This is a genomic window from Streptomyces sp. NBC_01334 (genome assembly GCF_035983595.1).
GTDB classification, from domain to species: domain Bacteria; phylum Actinomycetota; class Actinomycetes; order Streptomycetales; family Streptomycetaceae; genus Streptomyces; species Streptomyces coriariae.
In genome coordinates, this window is record NZ_CP130718.1 from 5,679,054 (window position 1) to 5,699,478 (window position 20,425).

23 protein-coding genes are annotated in these 20,425 nt (G+C 72.1%); 10 read left to right on the forward strand and 13 right to left on the reverse strand.

All coding sequences use genetic code 11. The features are described 5' to 3' along the window. Positions 1-3 precede the first annotated feature (3 nt). A complete protein-coding gene (locus OG736_RS25520; RefSeq protein ID WP_327184503.1) occupies positions 4-486 on the reverse strand; it encodes a hypothetical protein in 483 nt (160 codons plus the stop codon). Between the two features lie 168 nt (positions 487-654). On the opposite strand from OG736_RS25520, the gene OG736_RS25525 reads away from it, so the two are divergent. Beyond that, on the forward strand, positions 655-1,152 hold the full coding sequence (locus OG736_RS25525) for a hypothetical protein (protein WP_327184504.1): 498 nt from the start codon (positions 655-657) through the stop codon (positions 1,150-1,152). Here OG736_RS25525 and OG736_RS25530 read toward each other — a convergent pair. Further along, complete coding sequence (locus OG736_RS25530) at positions 1,068-2,372, reverse strand: MFS transporter (RefSeq protein WP_327184505.1); 1,305 nt, start codon at positions 2,370-2,372, stop codon at positions 1,068-1,070. The two genes, OG736_RS25525 and OG736_RS25530, sit on opposite strands and share 85 nt — an antisense overlap. A gap of 98 nt (positions 2,373-2,470) precedes the next feature. On the opposite strand from OG736_RS25530, the gene OG736_RS25535 reads away from it, so the two are divergent. Further along, positions 2,471-3,568, forward strand: coding sequence for a DUF5937 family protein (locus OG736_RS25535; protein WP_327184506.1), 1,098 nt, complete (start codon positions 2,471-2,473; stop codon positions 3,566-3,568). A gap of 5 nt (positions 3,569-3,573) precedes the next feature. On the opposite strand, the gene OG736_RS25540 is transcribed toward OG736_RS25535, so the two are convergent. Both OG736_RS25540 and OG736_RS25545 read right to left on the reverse strand, forming a co-directional pair. Beyond that, positions 3,574-3,816: a DUF397 domain-containing protein gene (locus OG736_RS25540; RefSeq protein ID WP_327184507.1), complete on the reverse strand. Its 243-nt coding sequence runs from the start codon at positions 3,814-3,816 to the stop codon at positions 3,574-3,576. Then, positions 3,813-4,679 carry a helix-turn-helix domain-containing protein gene (locus OG736_RS25545; RefSeq protein WP_442817190.1) on the reverse strand — a complete coding sequence of 289 codons (867 nt, stop codon included), beginning with the start codon at positions 4,677-4,679 and terminating at the stop codon, positions 3,813-3,815. The genes OG736_RS25540 and OG736_RS25545 overlap by 4 nt, the downstream gene beginning before the upstream one ends. Positions 4,680-4,803: 124 nt before the next feature. On the opposite strand from OG736_RS25545, the gene OG736_RS25550 reads away from it, so the two are divergent. Then, entirely contained in the window at positions 4,804-5,268 is a 465-nt protein-coding gene (locus tag OG736_RS25550) for an ATP-binding protein (protein ID WP_442817074.1), read from the forward strand. Between the two features lie 77 nt (positions 5,269-5,345). After that, on the forward strand, positions 5,346-7,124 hold the full coding sequence (gene kstD, locus OG736_RS25555) for a 3-oxosteroid 1-dehydrogenase (RefSeq protein ID WP_327184509.1): 1,779 nt from the start codon (positions 5,346-5,348) through the stop codon (positions 7,122-7,124). Here the strand turns inward: kstD and OG736_RS25560 are convergent. The 7 genes from OG736_RS25560 to OG736_RS25590 form a co-directional block, all read right to left on the reverse strand. Next, complete coding sequence (locus OG736_RS25560) at positions 7,121-8,089, reverse strand: aminoglycoside phosphotransferase family protein (RefSeq protein WP_327184510.1); 969 nt, start codon at positions 8,087-8,089, stop codon at positions 7,121-7,123. The two genes, kstD and OG736_RS25560, sit on opposite strands and share 4 nt — an antisense overlap. Before the next feature lie 32 nt (positions 8,090-8,121). Beyond that, positions 8,122-8,475 (reverse strand): STAS domain-containing protein, encoded by a 354-nt coding sequence (locus OG736_RS25565; protein ID WP_327184511.1) that lies wholly within the window; start codon positions 8,473-8,475, stop codon positions 8,122-8,124. After that, the gene (locus tag OG736_RS25570) at positions 8,472-9,827 is read right to left on the reverse strand and encodes a PP2C family protein-serine/threonine phosphatase (RefSeq protein WP_327184512.1); all 1,356 of its coding nucleotides are present in this window, start codon (positions 9,825-9,827) and stop codon (positions 8,472-8,474) included. The genes OG736_RS25565 and OG736_RS25570 overlap by 4 nt, the downstream gene beginning before the upstream one ends. After that, positions 9,827-10,630 carry an alpha/beta fold hydrolase gene (locus OG736_RS25575; protein ID WP_327184513.1) on the reverse strand — a complete coding sequence of 268 codons (804 nt, stop codon included), beginning with the start codon at positions 10,628-10,630 and terminating at the stop codon, positions 9,827-9,829. Before OG736_RS25575 ends, OG736_RS25570 begins: the two co-directional genes overlap by 1 nt. Before the next feature lie 67 nt (positions 10,631-10,697). Next, positions 10,698-11,405 (reverse strand): class I SAM-dependent DNA methyltransferase, encoded by a 708-nt coding sequence (locus OG736_RS25580; protein WP_327184514.1) that lies wholly within the window; start codon positions 11,403-11,405, stop codon positions 10,698-10,700. A 42-nt stretch (positions 11,406-11,447) separates the two neighbouring features. Continuing rightward, on the reverse strand, positions 11,448-11,798 hold the full coding sequence (locus tag OG736_RS25585; RefSeq protein WP_327184515.1) for an AzlD domain-containing protein: 351 nt from the start codon (positions 11,796-11,798) through the stop codon (positions 11,448-11,450). Next, positions 11,795-12,541: an AzlC family ABC transporter permease gene (locus OG736_RS25590; RefSeq protein WP_327184516.1), complete on the reverse strand. Its 747-nt coding sequence runs from the start codon at positions 12,539-12,541 to the stop codon at positions 11,795-11,797. The genes OG736_RS25585 and OG736_RS25590 overlap by 4 nt, the downstream gene beginning before the upstream one ends. 68 nt (positions 12,542-12,609) lie before the next feature. On the opposite strand from OG736_RS25590, the gene OG736_RS25595 reads away from it, so the two are divergent. After that, the gene (locus OG736_RS25595) at positions 12,610-13,197 is read left to right on the forward strand and encodes a helix-turn-helix domain-containing protein (protein WP_327184517.1); all 588 of its coding nucleotides are present in this window, start codon (positions 12,610-12,612) and stop codon (positions 13,195-13,197) included. Positions 13,198-13,332: 135 nt separating this feature from the next. Here OG736_RS25595 and OG736_RS25600 read toward each other — a convergent pair whose 3' ends face one another. Then, a complete protein-coding gene (locus OG736_RS25600) occupies positions 13,333-13,536 on the reverse strand; it encodes a cold-shock protein (protein ID WP_003974443.1) in 204 nt (67 codons plus the stop codon). A gap of 288 nt (positions 13,537-13,824) precedes the next feature. On the opposite strand from OG736_RS25600, the gene OG736_RS25605 reads away from it, so the two are divergent. From OG736_RS25605 to OG736_RS25615, 3 genes are all read left to right on the forward strand, one after another. Then, the gene (locus OG736_RS25605) at positions 13,825-14,673 is read left to right on the forward strand and encodes a menaquinone biosynthetic enzyme MqnA/MqnD family protein (RefSeq protein WP_327184518.1); all 849 of its coding nucleotides are present in this window, start codon (positions 13,825-13,827) and stop codon (positions 14,671-14,673) included. Between the two features lie 73 nt (positions 14,674-14,746). After that, positions 14,747-16,459, forward strand: coding sequence for a serine/threonine-protein kinase (locus OG736_RS25610; protein ID WP_327184519.1), 1,713 nt, complete (start codon positions 14,747-14,749; stop codon positions 16,457-16,459). A 17-nt stretch (positions 16,460-16,476) separates the two neighbouring features. After that, the gene (locus OG736_RS25615; protein ID WP_327184520.1) at positions 16,477-17,046 is read left to right on the forward strand and encodes a hypothetical protein; all 570 of its coding nucleotides are present in this window, start codon (positions 16,477-16,479) and stop codon (positions 17,044-17,046) included. Positions 17,047-17,057: 11 nt separating this feature from the next. On the opposite strand, the gene OG736_RS25620 is transcribed toward OG736_RS25615, so the two are convergent. After that, the gene (locus OG736_RS25620; RefSeq protein WP_327184521.1) at positions 17,058-18,080 is read right to left on the reverse strand and encodes a hypothetical protein; all 1,023 of its coding nucleotides are present in this window, start codon (positions 18,078-18,080) and stop codon (positions 17,058-17,060) included. Positions 18,081-18,224: 144 nt separating this feature from the next. On the opposite strand from OG736_RS25620, the gene OG736_RS25625 reads away from it, so the two are divergent. Next, complete coding sequence (locus tag OG736_RS25625; RefSeq protein ID WP_327184522.1) at positions 18,225-19,151, forward strand: prepilin peptidase; 927 nt, start codon at positions 18,225-18,227, stop codon at positions 19,149-19,151. A 72-nt stretch (positions 19,152-19,223) separates the two neighbouring features. Further along, positions 19,224-20,423, forward strand: a complete 1,200-nt coding sequence (gene mqnC / locus OG736_RS25630; protein WP_142265656.1) for a cyclic dehypoxanthinyl futalosine synthase — start codon at positions 19,224-19,226, stop codon at positions 20,421-20,423. The last annotated feature ends 2 nt before the right edge of the window (positions 20,424-20,425 follow it).

The following is a 20,425-nucleotide window of genomic DNA, read 5'->3' on the forward strand; positions in this document are numbered from 1 at the left end:
TTCCTACTTGCTCGGCAGCAGCTTGTGCCCTGAGGCGCGGACGAACCTGGTGCCGTCCTCACTGACGCGGCGGAGATTGCCGACGCCGTCGTACCTGCGGGCGTTGCTGAGGTAGCCCAGGCCGAAGATGGGGAGAAGGACGCCGGCTATGCCGGTGTACGCGAGCCAGGAAGCAACGTCCGTGTCCAGGTCGCTGTCCGGGCCGTCCGGCTGTATGGCGACGTCGAAGGACAGCCAGAGCAGCAAGGCGCCGAGGGCCAGGCCGATGAGGCCGAGAACGAAGTAGCGGACCCGCCTGGCGGTGGTGCGGTCGCGACTTTGGACGGTCACCAGGAACTGCCCGCCGCATGCCTGGCAGACGATCACGCCCTTGCCGCTGCCCTTCTCGGGCCGCATGGGAAGCGGCTGGACCCGGTGATTGGTGACCACCACCGCGACCCCCCGCACACTCAGCACATGGGCGAACATCGTTCTCGGCTGGTCCATGACGATGCTGCTTCCGAACGCCATCTGACGCCCCCCTCTTGGCAGTTGCCCCCGCAACAGACGGCAATCATGCCCGCGGGACGTACCACCGAACCGCTCGATACCCGTGTCACCTGCTGTGAAGCGGCAAAGGATTCGCGGGGTGCCTCTCGGCCGGGGAGTATGCGGATGGTGAACGGCATCGAGTTCTTCCACTGTCCCTGGGACGATCGCCCTGCCGCCCCGGTCTGGGGTGCCCGCGTCGACGGAGTCGATCTGCGGGCGCTGACCGCATGGGCCACGCGGGAGCTGTGGCGGCCGGAGCTGGAGGGCCAGTTCGAGGACCAGGAGCGGGAGTCGGCCGAGCTGATCTGGGGTCAGCACGGCGGGCTGGGCGTTCTCGACTTCACCGAGAACCCGTTTCTGCGTACGGCCGGCCGGACCCCGCTCCTCGGCTGTCCCTGTGGCATCTGGCAGTGCTGGCCCCTCATGGCCCGCGTCGCCGTGACGCCCACGAGGGTCACCTGGTCCGGCTTCCACTACCCGGAGCGCGAGGAGTGGGGCGAACTGCCCCTGGGCCCGTTCGTCTTCGAGCGGCAGGCCTACGAGGAGGCGTTGAGCGCGCCGCAGGTGCTGGTGGCGGACCCGCTGGGCCCGGCTCCGGAGTCCTTGGGCTGCGTTCCCTGATCCTTCTCGGCGGCGACGCCGGCGGCGGAGAGGAGTGTCGCACCGGCGAGGCCGCCCCAGAGCGCGGCCGGGCCGTGGGGCGCGAGAGCGGTGATGACCGCCGGGGAGACGGCGAGGCCGAAGCCAGTGGAGAGCTCGAAGCGGGCGAGGGTGCGTCCCAGGGCGTGGGCCGGGGCCAGGACGGTGACGAGCGCGGTGGCGCTGCCCGCGTAGACGATCTCGCCGAGGGTGCAGACCACGGACACCGTGGCGACGGCCGGGGCACCCCACCCGTGTCCCAGTGAGGTGGCCGCGAGGAAGCCCAGGTAGGACGCGGTGAGGACCACGCCGGCGAGAGCCAGCACGCTCCGCCGCGAGAAGCGGGACATCAGGATCGTGACCGGAACCTGCAAGGTGACCACCAGCACCGTGTTGGCCACGAAGACGGCCGCCGACCACACCGGGGACGCGTGCAACTGGGTCACCAGGACCAGGGGGAGCGCGATCTCCGGCACGTTGAGGCAGAACACGTAGACCACGTTGGCGGCCAGCAGCGCGCGCATCCGGGGGGCGGGAGCGGGGGCGGGAGCGGGAGCTGCGTCGGCGGCTCCCGCCTCGGCCGGGGCTGCCGCCGGGTCCGCGCGCAGGTGGACCGACCACGCCAGGGTCGCCGCCGCGAGATAGGCGACTCCTGTGACGGCCGCCAGCGCCTGCAGAGCCGCGGTACCGCCCGCCAGGCACGCGGTGGCGATCAGCGCGCCCGTGCCCAGGCCCGCGTTGCGCAGGGCGCGGCCCGCCGCGAGAGCGGTGTCGCGTTCCCGGCCGTGGGCGACCGTGGCCACGAGGGCGGCATGGGCGGCCGGCCAGGCCTGGTTGCCGATGCCGAGGAAGAGCGCCGCCGTTGCGAACGGCCACGCGTGCCCCGCCGGGGTGGCGAGGAGCAGCGCCACACCCAGCACCCGCACCAGCATCGACGCCGCCACGACCGTGCTGCGCGCGCCCCGGTCCAGCCAGCGGCCCACCGCGGGCATGCACACCAGGCCCACGACGATGCCGGCCGTCATCGCGATACCGGTGACCGGCGCGGACAGCCTCAGCACCGTCACCCCGTAGAGCAGCAGAAAGGGCCGCAGCAGGCCGGTGCCGAGCGCGTCCACGGCCAGGGCGACGGCATAGCGGGGTCCTCCGGAGGCCCGGACGAGGGCGCGGGGCCGGATCTTCGCGGTGCTGGTGATTGCCATGGCGGCAACGGTGAGTTCGACCGCCGGGCCAGGCACGTCGGTTGACGGACACCGTCAACCGACACCGCCGTCGGCCGGGCGGTCGGTGATGATGAGGGATGACGTTGAGGATCGACATCGGCGGGCTGCCGGCCGAGCGACTGCGGTTCGCCGCCTCCCCGCTGGCCGAGCTGACGGCGATGCTGCACGTGCTGGCCGAACCCGGGCACCATCCGCAGCTCGCCGACTGGGCCGGGGACGTCTGGACCGGGCTGCGGCCCGAACTGGCCGAGCGGCTGCGGGAGGCGGAGTTCCTCTGGCGTTCCTCACAGGCCGACTTCCTGATTCCCTCACGGCCCCGGCCGACCCTCGCCGAGGAACTGGACGACGTGGACCGGATCGACGACGAGCGGTATGTGACCGCCGCGCTCGTCACCACCTGCGGCAGCAACCGGGTCCACTTCGGCACCCGGTCGCCGCTCACCGACGCGACCGCACGCGAACGGGCCCTTGACCTGGCCCAGTCCCGCGGCGCACTGCAGGAGGCCTTCGCGGAACGGCTGCTCGCCGACCCGGCCGCCGTACGGGCGCGGGTGCGCGACACCCTCGAACAGTGCGGCGAGGCCTTCTTCGACGCTGCCTGGGCGGGCGCCGCCGTACGACTTGCCACCGACCTGCGCCTGAAGAACGACCTGCTCAAGCGCCAGGGCATCGGAGCGGCGATCGCGTCGGTCTCCGACGCGGTCACCCTCGCACCGGAGGGCGACTGGATCATCGTGGACAAGCTTCAGGACAAGGCGACCACCGCCCACGGCACCGGGGTCACCTTCATCCCGAGTGTCTTCGGCCGCCCGCACCTGGTGGCGGTCCACGCGCCCGGCTGGCAGCCGGTGGTGCAGTACCCGGTGGCCGAGCCGAGTGCGGCGCAGCCGGAGCCGGAGCAAGTGTCGCTGGAGACGGTCACCCTGCGGCTGGAGGCGCTCGCCCATCCGGTACGGCTACGGCTGCTGCGCACCCTGGCCCGCAGCCCGCAGACCAACCGTGAGCTGGCCTACGCATGGGACCTCACACCCCCGGAGGTCTCCCGCCACCTCGCCGTCCTGCGCCGCGCGGGCCTGCTCACGGCCCGGCGGCACGGCCGCTACGTCCGCTACACCCTCGACCTGCCCGCGCTGACGGCACTGGGGTCCGACCTGCTGGGGGCGGTGCTGCGCTGAGGCGACTACTTCACTGCGTGCGCGAGGAACTCGGCCCAGGCACCGGTCGCGAGGGAGAGGCGGGGGCCGTCGGGGTTCTTGGAATCACGGACGTGGATGGTCCGGGGGCAGACGGCCACTTCGAGGCATTCGCCGCCTTCGCCACTGCTGTACGTCGACTTGCGCCAGACGTAAGCGACTTCGAGGCATTCGCCGCCCTCGCCGTCGCTGTAGCTGGACTTGAACCAGGTGAGGTTCTCGCTGTTCATAGCCCCTCCAGCTTCATCTCGATCAACGCCCGCGAATCCTCGGGCGAGAGAGCAATTGCCCGCATGATTCCATAGCGGTCCGCGATCGTCCGTACCTCTTGGAGGTCGGTGATCAAGCGGGGGTATCCCTGCACTTCCGTGTATGCCACCTGCGGGTGTTTCTTGGGTGTCAGCAAGTTGAATGCGCCGCCCATGTTGGGGTGATTCTCGATCCTGGTCGGCATCACCTGGATCTCCACATTCCGCCGGTCCCCTAGGCGCAGCAACTGCTTCAGCTGTTCCTCCCGGACGACCCGCCCGCCGATGGGCCGATCCAACACGACCTCTTCGAGTACGTAGCTGACGGTTGGCGAAGGCCAGCGATCCAGGACCTGTTGGCGTGACAGTCGGTCGGCCACGCGCTTCTCGATCGTCTCCTCGTCGAGCAGCGGCCGTCTGCGGGAGAACATCGCCCACGCGTAGTCCCGGGTCTGCAACAAGCCAGGCACCCCCTGGTTGGCATAGAAGTGCAGCTCAACGGCCTCCGCCTCCAGTGCCGCGTAACTCCGGTACCACTCCGGATGCCGCGTCCGAACCCGGCTCATCGCCTCCCGGACCTCGGGAATCGCCTCTTTGAACAGGCCCCCGGCGTCCAGCAGTTCGTCCGCCTTCTCCAGTACCTCGGGCCGGATCGTCCGTACGCCCCGCTCCATCGCGGAGATCGCGTCCGGCCCGTACCCGACCAGCTCCCCGAACTCCTTCTGCGTGAGCCCCTTGCGTTCCCGCAGAAGCTTCAGCATCTTGCCCAGGGCCGTGAACAGCCCTGTCGTCCCGTCGGCCTCCGCCGGTGTCTCCGGCCTGCGGTCCTCCGTCACGTGCGCCACCACCCTCCCGCCTCCGTGGTCACGGCCGACGACCCGTACGTCTGCCCCACCGCAGCCGTACAACTACACAGAGTCGCCATGCCGCTCCTGGTCAGGGTAGGGACAACCGGCCACGCTCAGTCAGGTGAACTCCGAAATCTCCACCCAGATCTCCACCCGGGAATCGACCCTGGAATCCACCCGGGACGCCTCGCTCGGTGAGCTGACCCTGCGCCTCAGCGCGACGCCGCGCGGCGCCCGGCTGGCCCGTCGCCTCACGGGTCACCAGCTCACCGCCTGGGGGCATCCGCACGGCAGCGACGCCAACCACACCGCGCAGCAGGTGGTCGCGGAGCTGGCCGCCAACGCCGTCACGCACGGACGCGTCCCGGGCCGGGACTTCGAGCTGCGGCTCCGGCTGCTCCCGGAGGACACGCTGCGTGTCGAGGTGAGCGACGCCCGCGCGGACCGGCGACTGCGGATCGTCACGAACCCGGAGGAGGAGGGCGGCCGGGGGCTGATCCTCGTCTGGGTGCTGGCCCGCACGTGGGGCGTCGCGGAGCGGGACATCGGCAAGACGGTCTGGGCGGAACTACCGCTCAGCCCTTGACTTCACAAGACCCTCGCGCGACATTCCGGGCTCCGCACCCGAATCCATCCATTCGTTCCCCTCTGGCTGGAGTGGCCATGACCACGAGCGCGGACCCTGTGAGACAAGTCGGCCTTCCCTCCCGGAGGGCCGTGCTCGGCGCCTCCGCCGGTGCCGGGCTGGCGCTGGCCGCCGTCGGCCGGGAGGCGGCCGCCGCCGACCTCCCCCTCCTCGGCACCTACGACGTCGTCGTCATCGGCTCCGGTGCGGCCGGGATGACCGCCGCGCTGACGGCCGCCAAGCGTGGGCTCAGCTGTGTGGTTGTCGAGAAGGCACCGACGTTCGGCGGGTCCGCCGCCCGCTCGGGCGCCGGGATCTGGATCCCGAACAACTCCGTCATCCTGTCCGCCGGGGTCCCGGACACGCCCGCGAAGGCGGCCGCCTATCTGGCCGCCGTGGTCGGGGCGGACGTCCCCGCCGACCGCCAGGCCGCCTTCCTCGCGCACGGGCCCGCCATGCTCTCCTTCGTCATGGCCAACAGTCCGCTGCGCTTCCGCTGGATGGAGGGGTACAGCGACTACTACCCGGGGTTGCCGGGCGGGCTGCCCGGCGGCCGCTCCGTCGAGCCCGACCAGCTGGACGGCAACCTCCTCGGAGCCGAATTCGCCCGCCTCAACCCGCCGTACATGGCCGTGCCGGCGGGCATGGTCGTGTTCAGCGCGGACTACAAGTGGCTGGCGCTGGCCGCCGTGAGCGTCAAGGGGGCCGCCGTCGCCACCGAGTGTCTGGCGCGCGGGACCAGGGCTGCTCTGCTCGGGCAGAAGCCGCTCACCATGGGGCAGTCGCTGGCCGCGGGCCTGCGGGCCGGCCTGCTCGCCGCCCAGGTGCCGGTGTGGCTGAACACCCCGCTCACCGACCTGTACGTCGAGGGGGGAGTGGTGACGGGGGCCGTCGTCACGCGCGACGGGGTGCCGGGACTCGTGCGGGCCCGGCGGGGTGTCGTCGTCGGCTCGGGCGGGTTCGAGCACAACGCGGCGATGCGGGCGCAGTACCAGCGGCAGCCGATCGGGACCGCGTGGACGGTCGGCGCGAAGGAGAACACGGGAGACGGGATACGCGCCGGTCAACGCGCGGGCGGCGCGTTGGCGCTGATGGACGACGCCTGGTGGGGACCCGCGATCCCGCTGCCCGGCGAGCCCTACTTCTGCCTCGCCGAACGCACCCTGCCCGGCGGCCTGTTGGTGAACCAGGCCGGTGCCCGCTTCGTCAACGAGGCCGGCCCCTACAGCGACGTGGTGCACACGATGTACGACCTCGACCCCACCGCCCCCGACATCCCGGCGTGGCTGGTCGTCGACCAGAACTACCGCAACCGGTACCTGTTCAAGGACATCGCCCCGACCTTCGTGCTCCCCGACGACTGGTACACCTCGGGCGCCGCGCGCAAGGCCTGGACCCTCGACGCCCTGGCCGCCTCGATCGGTGTTCCGGCCGCCGCGCTCCGCTCCACCGTCGACCGCTTCAACTCCCTCGCCCTCAAGGGCAAGGACACCGACTTCAAGCGCGGCGACAGCGCCTACGACCACTACTACACGGACCCCTCGGTCCTCCCCAACTCCTGCCTCGCACCCCTCTGGCTGCCGCCGTACTACGCCTTCCGGATCGTCCCCGGCGACCTCGGCACCAAGGGCGGCCTGCGCACGGACGCCAGGGCCCGCGTGCTGCGCGCCGACGGATCGACGATCCCCGGCCTGTACGCCGCCGGGAACGCCAGCGCCGCCGTCATGGGGCACAGCTACGCCGGCGCGGGTTCGACGATCGGGCCCGCGATGACCTTCGGCTACATCGCGGCCCTCGACCTCGCCGGGGGACTCTAGGGGTGGGACGGGTGCCGGTACGGGGTGAGTGTCTGTGCCAGCCGGTCCACGAACTGGGTGACGAGGTCGAGGCGGGGCCCCTCACGGGCGACCCGGAACCCGTGGTGTCGCCCGTGGAAGGCGGCCTGGACGAGGTGGAACTGCGCCCAGCGGCGGGTGCGTTCGCGGTCCAGTCCGGCGGCCTCCGCGAAGTGGTCCAGGATGCGGTGGGCGACCCGGCGCAGCTCTCCGTCGCTTCCCGGGCCGTGCCGCACCACATGCCCGAAGATCAGCGGCTTGAGCAGGGTGCCGCCGTCGTACGCGGGATCCCCGGCCCACCCCTTGGGATCGACGGCGAGCCACGGCTCCCGTTCGGCGCGCAGGATGTTACGGGCGTGCAGGTCACCGTGGACGAGCAGATCGGGCTGGCTGCGCCCGAGTTCTCGTACGGTGTCCAGGGCCGCGTCGACGGTACGTGCGGGCAGGGCCCGGTCGAACTCCGCCTGGTCGAGCAGCAGTTGCCGCTTCCAGCCGTCGGCCATGTCGCTCAGCCGGGGCAGGCGGTCCGGCGCGGGAACGGCGAGGCGGCGGCTGATCCGCCCGGCGACGACGGTGACCTCCTCGGTGTCCTCGACCTCGGCGAGGGACGACGTCCGCACCCGCTCCAGCAGCATCGCGAAGCGCGCGTCGTCCCGCTCGTAGAGCCGTACGGCACCCGCTCCGCTCCAGGCGGCGAAGGCGTCGGGCTCGTGGACGTTGCCCGGGTGCGGGAAGGACACCTTGATGACGGCGGGGGTCCGGTCGGACCGTCGCAGCACGGGTACGACGATCCCGACGCCGCCGTGCACGATCTCACCGTCGGGTGCGCAGTCCCAGCGGTCGAGCAACTCGGCCACCAGCGCGGGGAGTCCCTCGACCCAGTCCGCCCCGGGCTTTCCCTCTCGCTGGACGGTGGTGCTCGCGAAGGCCTGCGGTACCTCGATCATGGCCCCATTGTGCAGGGACCGCCGCCTCTCGATCAGCGGCTCGGGCGGGTGCTTCGGGCGGCGCTCTCGCTGTCGGGGTGGAGAGGGAAGATCTGGTCGAGACCGACGATGCGCAGAATGCGCAGGGTGTTGGCCGGAACCGCGGCCAGCGCGATGTCCGCGTGGGCGGCTTGGGCGTGGTGGTGGGCCGCGATCAGCGCGGTGATGCCGCTGGAGTCGCAGAAGTCCATGCCGGCCAGGTCCAGGACGAGGCGCTGGCCCGGCTGGAGGGTCAGCGTGGTGAGCAGGTCACGCAGCTCGTCGGCGTGGGCGTAGTCGAGGTCGCCGAGGATCGCCAGGACGGGACCGGTCGCCGTGTCTCGGGTGGTGATCTTCAGCGGGCTCATCGGGTGCTCTTCGTCGCCGGGTCGGGGTCGGGGGCGGGGACGCCGAGCGCGAGCAGGGCGGTGTCGTCGTCGAGGCCGTCGCCGAACTCGTCCAGCAGGCCGGTCAGGGCCTGGACGACGGCCTGCGGGGGCCGTCCGGCGTGCTCGGCGGCGAAGGCGCGCAGGGCCTCGTCCCCGTACAGGGTCTCCCGGTCCTCGCCGGTACGGGCCTCGGTGAGTCCGTCGGTGTAGAGCAGGAGGGTGTCGCCGGGGGCGAGGACCGTGGTGGCGGCGACGAAGCGGGCGTCGGGCAGGACGCCGACGAGGAGACCGCCCGGCGTGGGCAGGAAGTCGGCCGTGCCGTCGGCACGCAGGACGAGGGCCGGCGGATGGCCTCCCGAGGCGATGCGGACGGTGACCTGCCCGGTCGCGGGGTCGGGTTCGAGAACCCCGAAGACGGCGGTGCAGTAGCGCGGATCACCGCCGGCGGAGTACCGCTCGTGCAGCACCTTGTTGAGCGTCGACAGGGCCGCGACCGGGTCGGAGTCGTGCAGGGCGGCGGCCCGCAGGGTGTAGCGGGTCAGCGAGGTGACGGCGGCGGCCTGGGGGCCCTTGCCGCACACGTCGCCGAGGAAGAACGCGAAGTGTTTGCCGTCGATCGGGAAGACGTCGTAGAAGTCCCCGCCGAGCCGGTCGGGGGAGGCCGTGCAGTAGTGGGCGGCCGTCTCCATCCCGGGCACCGGCGGCAGGGTGGCGGGCAGCAGCGACTGCTGGAGCACCGCGAGGGCCTCCTGCAACCTGGCGCGGTCGGCCTCCGCCTGTCGGCGCGCCTCTTCGGCCGCCTTCCGGCCGCGCAGGAGCTCCTCCTCGTAGGCACGGCGGTCCCGGGCGTCGAAGACGGTGGTGCGGATCAGCAGCGGCTCGCCGCCACCGCCGTACTTGATCACGGAGGTGACCAGCACCGGCCTCCGGACGCCGTCGGCCTGCTTCATCTCGAGCGCGATGCCGTCGATCCGGCCCTGCATGCGCAGCAGCGGCGCGAAATGGGTCTCGTGGTACAGCTTGCCGCCGACGGTCAGCAGGTCGGTGAACCGCATCCGGCCCACCACCGCCTCCCGGTCGAGTCCGAGCCAGTCCAGCAGGGTGGTGTTGATCTTCGCGACGGTGCCGTCCATCAGCATGGACAGGTATCCGCACGGCGCGCTCTCGTACAGGTCCTCGGCGCTGTCCTCCAGCAGTGCGGCGAACGCCGCGTCCGAGGCCTTCCCGTTGTCGGCGTCGACATCGGTGCCGGGGTCGGTACCGGTACCGATGGCGGGGTCGGTATCGGGATGTGGATCGGCCGGGTCGGTCTGCCGGCCGGTCCGGCACATCACCGCAGCCCGGCCAGGAAGCCGGTGATCGCCTCGTTGGTGGCCTCGGGCGCGGACAGGTGCGGGCAGTGCCCGATGGCGTCGAGGGTGATCAGCGTCGAGCCGGGGATCGACCGGTGGACGAAGGCGCCGACCTCCCGGGGCGCGATGGCGTCCTGGGTGCACTCCAGCACCAGCGTCGGCACCCGCACGCTCTTCAGGTCGTCCCGCGAGTCCGACAGGAACGTGGTCCGGGCGAAGACACGCGCCATGTCCGGGTCGGTGGCGCAGAAGCTGTTCTTCAGCTCCTCACCGAGCTCGGGCCGCTCCGGGTTCCCCATGATCACCGGGGCCATCGCCGCAGACCAGCCCAGATAGTTCGACTCCAGTGACGTCAGCAGCTCGTCGATGTCCGGCGCGCTGAACCCGCCGCGGTAGTCGGCGTCGTCGATGTAGCGCGGCGACGGGGCGACCATCACCAGCGCCCCGATGCGCTCCGGGGCCATGTCGGCGGCCAGTACGCCGATCATCGCGCTGACCGAGTGCCCCACGAACACCGCGTCGCGCAGATCGAGCGCCTCGCACACCTCCACCACGTCTCGCGCGTAACCGTCGAGGGAGGAGTAGCGGGCCTCCGAGAACGCGGACAGATCCGAGCGGCCCGACCCCACGTAGTCGAACATCACCACCCGGTACTTCTCGGCCAGGGCGGGCACGGTGAGCCGCCACATGTTCTGATCACAGCCGAATCCGTGCGCCAGAACCACCGTCGGCCCCTGCGGGTTGCCGGTGACCGTGACGTTGTTCCTGCGATCGATGTCCATACCCATCAGTTTCCCAAACCTCGCTGACCACTCCCGTACCCGGTTTGTGTCACCCCATGCCCAAAGCTCAGACGTCCGGCGCGGTCGGCCTGCGGGCGATCAGGAAGGCATGCGGGGTCGACTCGGCGAGGACCGGCTCCCGCACCGTGCGCCACAGCACCGCGAATCCGGCCGCAGTCAGCAGCTCGGCCATCCGCTCCGGGCGGCGGCGTTCGAAGTCGAGGGTGACCGGGTGGCCCCACGGGCGGTCGAAGTGGCGCGGTTCGTCACCGACCTGGAAAGCGAGGAGGAGATGACCGCCGGGGGCGAGCACGCGGTGGAACTCGGTGAAGAGGGCCGGAAGCTTCTCCACAGGGGTGTGGATGGAGGAGTAGAAGGAGACGACCCCCGCGAGACTCCCGTCGGCGAAGTCCAGCTCCAGCATCGAGCCCCGCTCGAAACGGATCGTCGGGTTCTCGCGCCGCGCGACCGCCAGCATCGACTCCGACAGGTCGAGCCCGCAGACGTCGAGCCCGCGCGCACCGAGAAACCCCGTCACCCGGCCGGGACCACACCCCAGGTCCGCCACCCGGCCACCGGCGCCGACAAGCTCGGCGTACGCACTGAGCACGGCCCGCTCCAGCGGCTTCGCCGCCAGCTCGTCACGGAAGCGCTCGGCGTAGTCCTCGGCGATGGCGTCGTAGAAGGCACGGGTGGCGGCGACGAAGTGGGGGGAGGTGGGGGTGGCGGAGGCGGGGTCCGGGGCGACGGAGGTGGGGTCCGGGGTGGCGGTCATGGGCGGGGAGCCTAGGAGCCGGCACTGACAGCGGGGGCGGTTCTACGCCACACCCATCGCACGCAGCACCCCCGTCACCGTCGCCGCCCCCAGCACCACCACCGGGAAGGGCGCGCCCTTCCCCCACTTCCGGCCGCGCCCGAGCGGGGGAACCCCCATCGCCAGGGCCCCACCGGCCAGCACCCCGGCCGGCCGCGCCCACCCGGTGAAGCCGCCGCCCTCGGTCAGCGCGCCCGTCGCCAGCAGCGCGACCAGCAGGACCACCGCCCCGGCGGACAGCAGCTCCTGGACCCGGGCGGGGAGCTCCACCCGTCCGTGCAGCGCGGGGCCCACCAGCCGCAGGGCGTACGTGCCCACCGCCAGCATCAGGATCAGGGCGACCGTCGCGTTCATTTGGCGGCCGCCTCACGGCCGTACCCGTACAGCCCCAGCCCGGCCAGCGCGAGCAGCACGGGCACCCCGGCCGGTACGAACGGTGTGGCCGCCAGGGCCAGGCCGGCGCCGAGTGCCGCCGGCCGTCGCAGGCGGGTCTGCTCGCGGAGGGCGGGCAGGACCAGGGCGACGAGGACGGCGGGGAACGCCGCGTCCAGGCCGTAGTCCGCCGTGTCGCCCAGGGCGCTTCCGGCGAAGGCGCCGGCGAGCACGCCCGTGTTCCACGCGGCGAACAGGCCGATCCCGGAGATCCAGAACGCGGCGCGGCGGCGGGCGGTATCCGGCTGGGCGAGCGCGAAGGCGGCCGTTTCGTCGGTCACCAGGTGCGCGCCGAGGAGCCGGGTCGCGCGGCCGGGGCCGAGGAGGTCGGCGACCGCGAGGCTGAACGCGGCGTTGCGGGTGTTGAGGAGGAGCCCGGTCGCGGCCGCGGCGAGCGGACCGCCCCCCGCGAGCAGCACACCGACCGCGCTGAACTGGGCGGAGCCCGCGTACACCACCACGGACATCACCACCGGCACCCAGACCGGCAGCCCGCCCGCCACGGCGACAGCGCCGAAGGAGACGCCCACCACGCCACCGGCCAGCCAGACGAGCGAACTGTCGCGGACCAGGCTTCGCGTCGCTCTGGCCGGAGCCGGAGCCGGAGCCGGAGCCGGAGCAGGGGGCGGGGGCGGAGGAGGGGATGTTCGTTGTGGCGAACGCATGTTTTCTACAATGGACAGACCGGCCACTGTTCGTCAAGGCGAACGCACGTACCGATGGAGCGAACGACATGCCCGAAGCCGCGCCCCCGCCCGCGCCCCGGCCCCCGTCCCGTCTGCCCCTCGACTGGATCGCCGCCGCCCTGCGCCGCGAACGCACCCGGGCCGGGCTCTCCCTCTCCGAGCTGGCCAAACGGGCCGGTATCGCGAAGTCCACGCTGTCGCAGCTGGAGGCGGCGAGCGGCAATCCGAGCATGGAGACGATCTGGGCGCTGGGAGTGGCGCTGGGCGTGCCGTTCGCCGCGCTCGTCGAACCGCCGGTGTCGGCGGTCCGGGTGATCCGGGCGGGGGAGGGGCCCACGGTCGCCTCGGAGCAGGCGCCCTACGTGGCCACTCTGCTGTCGGCCAGCCCGCCGGGCGCGCGGCGGGACATCTACCACCTGCGGGCCGAGCCCGGCGCGGCGCGGACCTCGGAGCCGCACATTCCGGGCACGGTCGAGCATCTGGTGGTGAGCACGGGCCGGGTGAAGGCGGGGCCGGCCGGGGAGACGGTGGAACTGGAACCGGGGGACTACATGACCTACCGCGGGGATGTGCCGCACTCGTACGAGGCGCTGGTGCCGGGCACGACGTTCGTCCTGGTGATGCAGCACGTGTGAGCCGGCCGGAGGGCGCGAGGCGGCGGCGGGGAGCCGGCGGGTGACGGCCGGAGGGCAAAGGCAGGAGCCCCGTGCCTACCGGCACAGGGCTCCTTGGGTACTGCTCTCAGACTTGCGATCTCAGGGTTCTGAAGATCAGACGGGGGTGACGTTCTCCGCCTGGGGACCCTTCGGGCCCTGCGTCACGTCGAAGGAGACCTGCTGGTTCTCCTCGAGCGAGCGGAAACCCTGCGCGTTGATCGCGGAGTAGTGGACGAAGACGTCGGGGCCGCCGCCTTCTTGGGCGATGAAGCCAAAGCCCTTTTCGGCGTTGAACCACTTCACGGTTCCGGTAGCCATAAGCCCTCCTTGGGCCCAAAGGGTTGCCCTGCTCCAGAACCCTGCAAGCGTGAAAGCAAGTGCCGCACAACTGCATACGTCTGAAAACGACGAGAGCCCGCGGTTACATGCTCCGCAGGCTCTGTACTGCAAGGGAAACCAAACTGCAACTTGCGGCGAGCCTAGCATGCAGGCAGCCGAAAGCAATAGAGGTCAAGATCACGTCACCCGGATGTTTGAACATGCCCGGAAGGGCTTGACCGAGGGGGTGGAGTGCCCACGGTATCCGATGGGGTCTAGCCTCGCGATGTGGACAATTCTCGCACCCGGCCGCGCGTCGGCCACATCCAGTTCCTCAACTGCCTGCCCCTCTACTGGGGGCTCGCGAGAACCGGCACCCTCCTCGACTTCGAGCTGACGAAGGACACCCCGGAGAAGCTCAGCGAGCGACTGGTGTCGGGCGACCTCGACATCGGGCCCATCACCCTCGTCGAGTTCCTCAAGAACGCCGACGACCTGGTCGCCTTCCCCGACATCGCCGTCGGCTGCGACGGCCCGGTGATGTCCTGCGTGATCGTCTCCCAGGTCCCGCTGGAGGAGCTGGACGGCGCCAGGGTCGCCCTCGGCTCGACCTCCCGGACCTCCGTGCGTCTCGCCCAGCTGCTGCTGGCGGACCGTTTCGGCGTCCGGCCGGACTACTACACCTGCCCGCCCGACCTCAGCCTGATGATGCAGGACGCCGAGGCGGCCGTACTCATCGGAGACGCGGCGCTGCGGGCCAACCTGCTGGACGGACCGAAGTTCGGCCTGGAGGTGCACGACCTCGGGGCGCTCTGGAAGGAGTGGACCGGCCTGCCGTTCGTCTTTGCGGTGTGGGCGGCCCGCCGGGATTACCTGGAGCGCGAGCCGGTCATCACCCGTCAGGTCCACGAGGCCTTCATCGAGTCCCGCAACCTCTCCCTCGACGAGGTCGGCAAGGTCGCCGAGCAGGCGGCCCGCTGGGAGGAGTTCGACGAGCGGGTGCTCGAGCAGTACTTCACCACCCTCGACTTCCGCTTCGGCGCGCCCCAGCTGGAGGCCGTGACCGAGTTCGCCCGCCGGGTCGGCCCGACGACGGGCTTCCCGGCCGACGTGAAGGTCGAGCTGCTCGGGCCCTAGCCACGGCACTACGCTGCTGCCGAGTCCTACGGGGCCCCGCGGGGGCGCCTTTCGGGGGAGAGGTGGACGTCCAATGCAGCCGCTCGGAGCCGACGAACCCACGACCGTGGGTCCCTACCGGCTGCTCGGCCGCCTCGGCGCAGGCGGGATGGGCCGCGTCTATCTGGGCCGCAGCGCCGGCGGCCGCACGGTCGCCGTGAAGATCGTGCACCCGCACCTCGCGCTCGACGAGGAGTTCCGCGCCCGCTTCCGGCGCGAGGTCGATTCCGCGCGGAGGGTCGGCGGCGCGTGGACCGCGCCGGTCCTGGACGCCGACCCGGAGGCGACGGTCCCGTGGGTCGCCACGGGCTACGCGGCCGGTCCGTCCCTGGCCGCGGCGGTCACCTCCGGCGGCGGACCGCTGCCCGAGCACTCCGTGCGGGTGCTGGGCGCGGGGCTGGCGGAGGCGCTGGGAGCCGTGCACGAACTGGGCCTGGTGCACCGGGACGTGAAGCCGTCCAACGTCCTGCTGACGGTGGACGGCCCGCTGCTCATCGACTTCGGCATCGCCCGGGCCACCGACGGCACGGCGTCGCTCACCTCGACCGGCGTCTCGGTCGGCTCGCCCGGCTACATGGCCCCCGAGCAGATCCTCGGCAAGGTCGCGTCCGGCGCGGCCGACGTCTTCTCCCTCGGCGCGGTGCTGGCGTACGCGGCGACCGGGCAGCCCCCGTTCCCCGGGGACTCGTCGGCCGCCCTCCTCTACAAGGTCGTCCACGAACAGCCCGAGCTGGGCGAGCCGGACAGCGGGCTGCGGGGCGAACTCCGGGCGGTGGTCGAGGCCTGTCTGTCCAAGGACCCGACCGCCCGCCCGGCCCCCGCCGAGGTGGCCCGGCGGCTCGCCCCCGAGGGCGCGGCCCGGCTGGTGGCGGGCGGATGGCTGCCGGGTGCGCTGGTGGAGCAACTGGGGCGCAGCGCCGTACAGCTGCTGAACCTGGAGGGGACGGGGGCCGGGGCGGAACCGGTCGCGTCCGGGCCGGTGGGGTTCAGCAGTCCGGCGGTGACCTCGGGGAAGCCGGCGGTGTCGTTGGGCGAGTTCGGGCCGCCGCCGGTGATGGGCGGGGGCGCCGTCACCCCGGCCGACCGACCGCGTCTCGTCCCCGAGCCGAGGGACGCCGAGCCGGCGGCCAGCGGCGCGGACCGGCCCGGCAAGGTCTCCGTCACCGTGGCCGCCACCGCGACTCCGGGGGAGGGCGGGCGCGGGCGACGGTTGAGCTGCACCGTGGCGCTGGCGGTCGCGGGGGCGATGGCGGCGGTCACGGTCGGGTCGGTGTTCCTGTTCCGCATGCTGCCGGGCGACGACGAACGGAACGACGCCTCCGGCAGCGACGCCTACTCCTCGGCGCCGGCGGACGGTTCGAGCTCCGGCCCGGCCGCCTCGCAGGCGCCCACCGCGCTTCCGGCCCGCTATGTCGGCACCTGGGAGGGCGAGGGCAGCGGCCTCGGCGGCACGCTCCCGATGGGCACCTTCCGGGTGACGGTCCGACAGGCCGACGTGGGCGACAAGCTGGGGGAGCTGCGGCAGACCGATGTGCTCGGCGGCATCTGTCTCGACGTCCTGACACTGAAGCAGGTGACGGCGAAGGAGGTCGTCGCCACCTCGATCGGGTCCAAGAACAACCACAGCGGCTGCAATCCCGAGGCCCACACGATCCGGCTCACCCCGACCGGCGACGACCTGACGTACGCCTCGGACAGCGCGGCGGAGGGCAATCCGGTGGCCCGCATGTCGAAGGTCGGACAGTGAACCGTTTCGGTCGCACCATGAGCCGGTTCCGGGTCGGGTTCCGATCCCGGGCCGGCTGGGGCATCGCCGGCGGCGTCCTCTTCCTCGCGGCCCTCCTCGCCGTCCTGCTGTTCGCCATGGGCCTGTGGAGATGGTTCGTGCGCCTCACGGCACCGGCGCTGGTGGACCTGCCCGGCGGCGGCTGGACGGCCGGCGCGGTGCTCGGGCTGCTGTCGGTGGCCGGCTGGGCCGGTGGCGCTTGGTTCTCCTCCCCGGACCGGAACCCGGACCGCGGTCGTACCGGCCCGGCGCGGGTCGGGCTCGCGATCGGGGGAGCGGTCTGCTGGGCGGTGGCCTTCGGCGCGCCGATGTACGTCCTCGGCGCCCTGCCCGGCCGCAACTGCCGCTCGGGCGCCACGATGTGCGCGTACATCCCGGGCACGGGCAGCGCGTTCCTCTCCTACGCGGCCACGGCCGCACTGCTCGGCCGGCTCTGGTACCGCCGACGCGGCACGGTGACCGCGGCGCGCCGCGAGGAGGAGCGGGCCCGGATGAGGAGACTGCGCAAGAAGGGCAAGGGCAGGAGCAGGGCGGCGCGGGGGAGGTAGCCGGCGACGGGCTACTCCCGGGTCGGCGCTCCCTCTTCCTCCTCGAGCAACTTCCGCAACGCGGGCGACAGTTCCGGCACCCGCGCGCCGGCCGCCTGGGCCGCCGCGATGGTCCGGACGTAGGCGAGCGCCTCCTGGCGCAGCCGCGCCTTCTCCTTGCCCTGCCGGCTGCCCAGCACCCACACGCGTACGGCGAGCGGTACCAGGAGCAGGGCACCGACGACGGCGACCGGCATGTCCTGTGACACACCCCACGCCGTGCCGAGCACCCCGCCGAACAGCAGCAGACAGCCGCCCTCGTCGTGCCATCCGCCTTCGTCGGCGGTCTGCTCGTAGGAGAGGACGGCGGCGGGCTTCGGAGGGATCGGGACGGGGTTCGGGGGGACCGGGGCGGGCGTCCGCGCCGGCGGTGGGACGGAGGAGGCCGACCGTGTCGGCGGCTGCGGGGCCGTTCCTGGGCTCACCGTCGACGGGTCCGGTGCCGCCCAGGTCGCCGAAGCAGCCGTCGGCCCAGGCGGAAGCGCCCCCCTGTCCTCCTCCCGGACGACTTCGTACGTGGGCACCGGCGCCGCTCCCTTCCCGGTCCCGCCGTACGACTTGCCCTCCAGCCATGCCGGTACGTGTGTCACCGGCAAGCCGTGGGCCCGGGCCACGCCGATGGCCTCCCGGTAGCCGACGAGCGAGCCGTGCACCAATTCGCGCTTCCAGCGCATGTGTACGGCGCTCAGCGTGGCCACGGCGATGACGAGGAGGGGACCCGCGGGGGCGTACGAGAGCGGGAGTCGCTCGGAGAGCGCCGGGACCATCTGCGCCATGAAGGGCCAGAGCACACCCGTCACCAGGGTGAGGCCTCCCACCCACACCAGCGGTCCGCGCTGGGTGGCCTCCAGCGCTCGCCGCCGTTCCGCCAGCAACTCGCTCACCACCGCGTCGTCCGTGTAGTCCACGCCACGGCGCTCGCCGATCGCGCGTACCGTCGCGAGCACCCTGGCGTCGGACTCCAAGGTCGCCCGGCTCACCGGGAGAAGCGCCATCCGAGCCCCCGTTCTTCCTGCCGCATCCGGGGATGATGGCACGGACGTTCGACCGGTTGCGAGGTTCTTCGTGGCCGATTCCGTGCAGGCTTCATGAGGATGCGTCAGTGTCAGGGTCTCTCCACCTCCCTAGGATCTCTGTCGATGACCACACCTCCCGGTGACCTGGCACTGGTCACGATCGCGGCGCTCTGGGGCGCCATCGCGGGGGCGTTGCTGCCGCGGGCCGTCCACCGGTTCTCCGTGCCGTGGGAGGAGAGGGACGGCGGCTGGCGGTCGACCTGCCCGGGCGGGCACCCGATCCGGGGGTGGCTCGGGCGGGCGAGATGCGGCCGATGCGCCGAGCCGGGGCCGAGCCCAGAGCCGGGGCCGGAGCCGGGGCCGGGGCCGAGCCCAGAGCCGGGGCCGGAGCCGGGGCCTGAGCCGGGATCGGGGCCGGAGTCGGAGTCGGAGTCCACGGCAGACGCGCGTCCTGCGACCTCCGCCGCTCCCGTTGACCCTGTCACCTCTACCGCCCCCGCCGGATTCCGCGCGCCCGGTGCCGTCGGTCTCACCCTGCTCACCGCTGCCGTCTGCGCCGCGCTCGCCGCCGCGACCGGTCTGCGGCCCGAACTCGTCGTCTGGCTGCTGCTCGCGCCGGTCGGGGTGCTGCTGGCCGCCGTCGACCTGCGGGTGCGCCGGCTGCCGGATCCGCTCACTCTCCCGCTCGCGGCCGCCGCCCTCGTCCTGCTGGGCCCGGCCGCCCTGCTGCCCGAGCACGCCGGCGACTGGACGACGGCCCTGTTCGGCGCGCTCGGCCTCGGCGCCGGATATCTCGTGCTGCATCTCGTCAACCCGGGCGGCATGGCGTACGGCGACGTGAAGCTGGCGCTGTCGATGGGCGCCGTCCTCGGCTGGTACGGCTGGGCGACGGTCATGCTGGGCACGTTCGCCGCGTTCCTGCTCGGGGCGCTGTACGGCGGTGCCCTGGCCGTCGTGGGACGGGCCGGCCGCAAGACGGTGATCGCCTTCGGGCCGTTCATGCTCGCCGGGACTTTCGCCGGGCTGCTGATCGGTGCGTACGCGGCCTGACGTCCGGGTGCCGGGACCGCTGGCGTAGGCTGGTTCGGTCCGTCCACAACCCTTGACGAAAGGGACGCTCCGGTGCCCGAGAAGGCCGACCTCCAGTCTGTGCTCGACCGTGCCGCGGACGGCGGGCGGATCACCCCGGAAGAGGCCCTCGACCTCTACCGTGACGCCCCCCTGCACGCGCTCGGCGCCGCCGCCGACGCCGTACGCCGCCGGATGTACGCGGGTACCGAGCACATCGCCACGTACATCATCGAGCGGAACATCAACTACACGAACGTCTGCGTCACGGCGTGCAGGTTCTGCGCCTTCTACGCGGCCCCCAAGGACACCGCCAAGGGCTGGACGCGCGACCTCGACGACATCCTGCGGCGGTGCGCCGAGACCGTCGAGCTCGGCGGCACGCAGATCATGTTCCAGGGCGGGCACCACCCGGACTTCGGAGTGGAGTACTACGAGAAGCACTTCGCGGCCATCAAGGAGGCGTTCCCGCAGCTGGTGATCCACTCGCTGGGAGCGTCCGAGGTCGAGCACATGGCGCGGATCTCGAAGGTGTCGGTCGAGGAGGCCATCACCCGTATCCACGCCGCCGGACTCGACTCCTTCGCCGGCGCCGGCGCCGAACTGCTCCCCGCCCGTCCCCGCAAGGCGATCGCCCCGCTCAAGGAGTCCGGCGAGCGCTGGCTGGAGATCATGGAGACCGCGCACGGGCTGGGCGTCGAGTCGACGTCCACCATGCTGATGGGCACCGGCGAGACCAACGCCGAGCGCATCGAACACCTGCGGATGATCCGTGACGTGCAGGACCGGACGGGCGGCTTCCGGGCCTTCATCCCGTACACGTACCAACCCGAGAACAACCACCTGAAGGGCCGCACCCAGACGACCCTCTTCGAGTACCTGCGGATGATCGCGATCGCCCGGCTGTTCTTCGACAACGTCCGGCACATCCAGGGCTCGTGGCTGACGACGGGCAAGGAGGTCGGCCAACTCTCCCTGCACTACGGCGCGGACGACCTCGGCTCGATCATGCTGGAGGAGAACGTCGTCTCCTCGGCCGGTGCCAAGCACCGCTCCAACCGCCTCGAGATCATCGACCTGATCCGGAAGGCGGGCCGCGTCCCGGCCCAGCGCGCGACGACCTACGAGCACCTCCTGGTGCACGACGACCCGGCGAACGACCCGGTGGACGAGCGGGTCATGTCCCACATCTCGTCGACCGCGATCGCCGGCGGGACCGCGCACCCCGAACTGAAGCTCCTCGCTTCCAACTAGGG

What these genes read in the sequence shown, in the direction of transcription:
- OG736_RS25520 (WP_327184503.1), bottom strand. Translation starts at nt 486, where the DNA reads ATGGACCAGCCGAGAACGATGTTCGCCCATGTGCTGAGTGTGCGGGGG.
- OG736_RS25525 (WP_327184504.1), top strand. Translation starts at nt 655, where the DNA reads ATGGTGAACGGCATCGAGTTCTTCCACTGTCCCTGGGACGATCGCCCT.
- OG736_RS25530 (WP_327184505.1), bottom strand. Translation starts at nt 2,372, where the DNA reads ATGGCAATCACCAGCACCGCGAAGATCCGGCCCCGCGCCCTCGTCCGG.
- OG736_RS25535 (WP_327184506.1), top strand. Translation starts at nt 2,471, where the DNA reads ATGACGTTGAGGATCGACATCGGCGGGCTGCCGGCCGAGCGACTGCGG.
- OG736_RS25540 (WP_327184507.1), bottom strand. Translation starts at nt 3,816, where the DNA reads ATGAACAGCGAGAACCTCACCTGGTTCAAGTCCAGCTACAGCGACGGC.
- kstD (WP_327184509.1), top strand. Translation starts at nt 5,346, where the DNA reads ATGACCACGAGCGCGGACCCTGTGAGACAAGTCGGCCTTCCCTCCCGG.
- OG736_RS25560 (WP_327184510.1), bottom strand. Translation starts at nt 8,089, where the DNA reads ATGATCGAGGTACCGCAGGCCTTCGCGAGCACCACCGTCCAGCGAGAG.
- OG736_RS25565 (WP_327184511.1), bottom strand. Translation starts at nt 8,475, where the DNA reads ATGAGCCCGCTGAAGATCACCACCCGAGACACGGCGACCGGTCCCGTC.
- OG736_RS25570 (WP_327184512.1), bottom strand. Translation starts at nt 9,827, where the DNA reads ATGTGCCGGACCGGCCGGCAGACCGACCCGGCCGATCCACATCCCGAT.
- OG736_RS25575 (WP_327184513.1), bottom strand. Translation starts at nt 10,630, where the DNA reads ATGGACATCGATCGCAGGAACAACGTCACGGTCACCGGCAACCCGCAG.
- OG736_RS25580 (WP_327184514.1), bottom strand. Translation starts at nt 11,405, where the DNA reads ATGACCGCCACCCCGGACCCCACCTCCGTCGCCCCGGACCCCGCCTCC.
- OG736_RS25585 (WP_327184515.1), bottom strand. Translation starts at nt 11,798, where the DNA reads ATGAACGCGACGGTCGCCCTGATCCTGATGCTGGCGGTGGGCACGTAC.
- OG736_RS25590 (WP_327184516.1), bottom strand. Translation starts at nt 12,541, where the DNA reads ATGCGTTCGCCACAACGAACATCCCCTCCTCCGCCCCCGCCCCCTGCT.
- OG736_RS25595 (WP_327184517.1), top strand. Translation starts at nt 12,610, where the DNA reads ATGCCCGAAGCCGCGCCCCCGCCCGCGCCCCGGCCCCCGTCCCGTCTG.
- OG736_RS25600 (WP_003974443.1), bottom strand. Translation starts at nt 13,536, where the DNA reads ATGGCTACCGGAACCGTGAAGTGGTTCAACGCCGAAAAGGGCTTTGGC.
- OG736_RS25610 (WP_327184519.1), top strand. Translation starts at nt 14,747, where the DNA reads ATGCAGCCGCTCGGAGCCGACGAACCCACGACCGTGGGTCCCTACCGG.
- OG736_RS25615 (WP_327184520.1), top strand. Translation starts at nt 16,477, where the DNA reads ATGAGCCGGTTCCGGGTCGGGTTCCGATCCCGGGCCGGCTGGGGCATC.
- OG736_RS25620 (WP_327184521.1), bottom strand. Translation starts at nt 18,080, where the DNA reads ATGGCGCTTCTCCCGGTGAGCCGGGCGACCTTGGAGTCCGACGCCAGG.
- OG736_RS25625 (WP_327184522.1), top strand. Translation starts at nt 18,225, where the DNA reads ATGACCACACCTCCCGGTGACCTGGCACTGGTCACGATCGCGGCGCTC.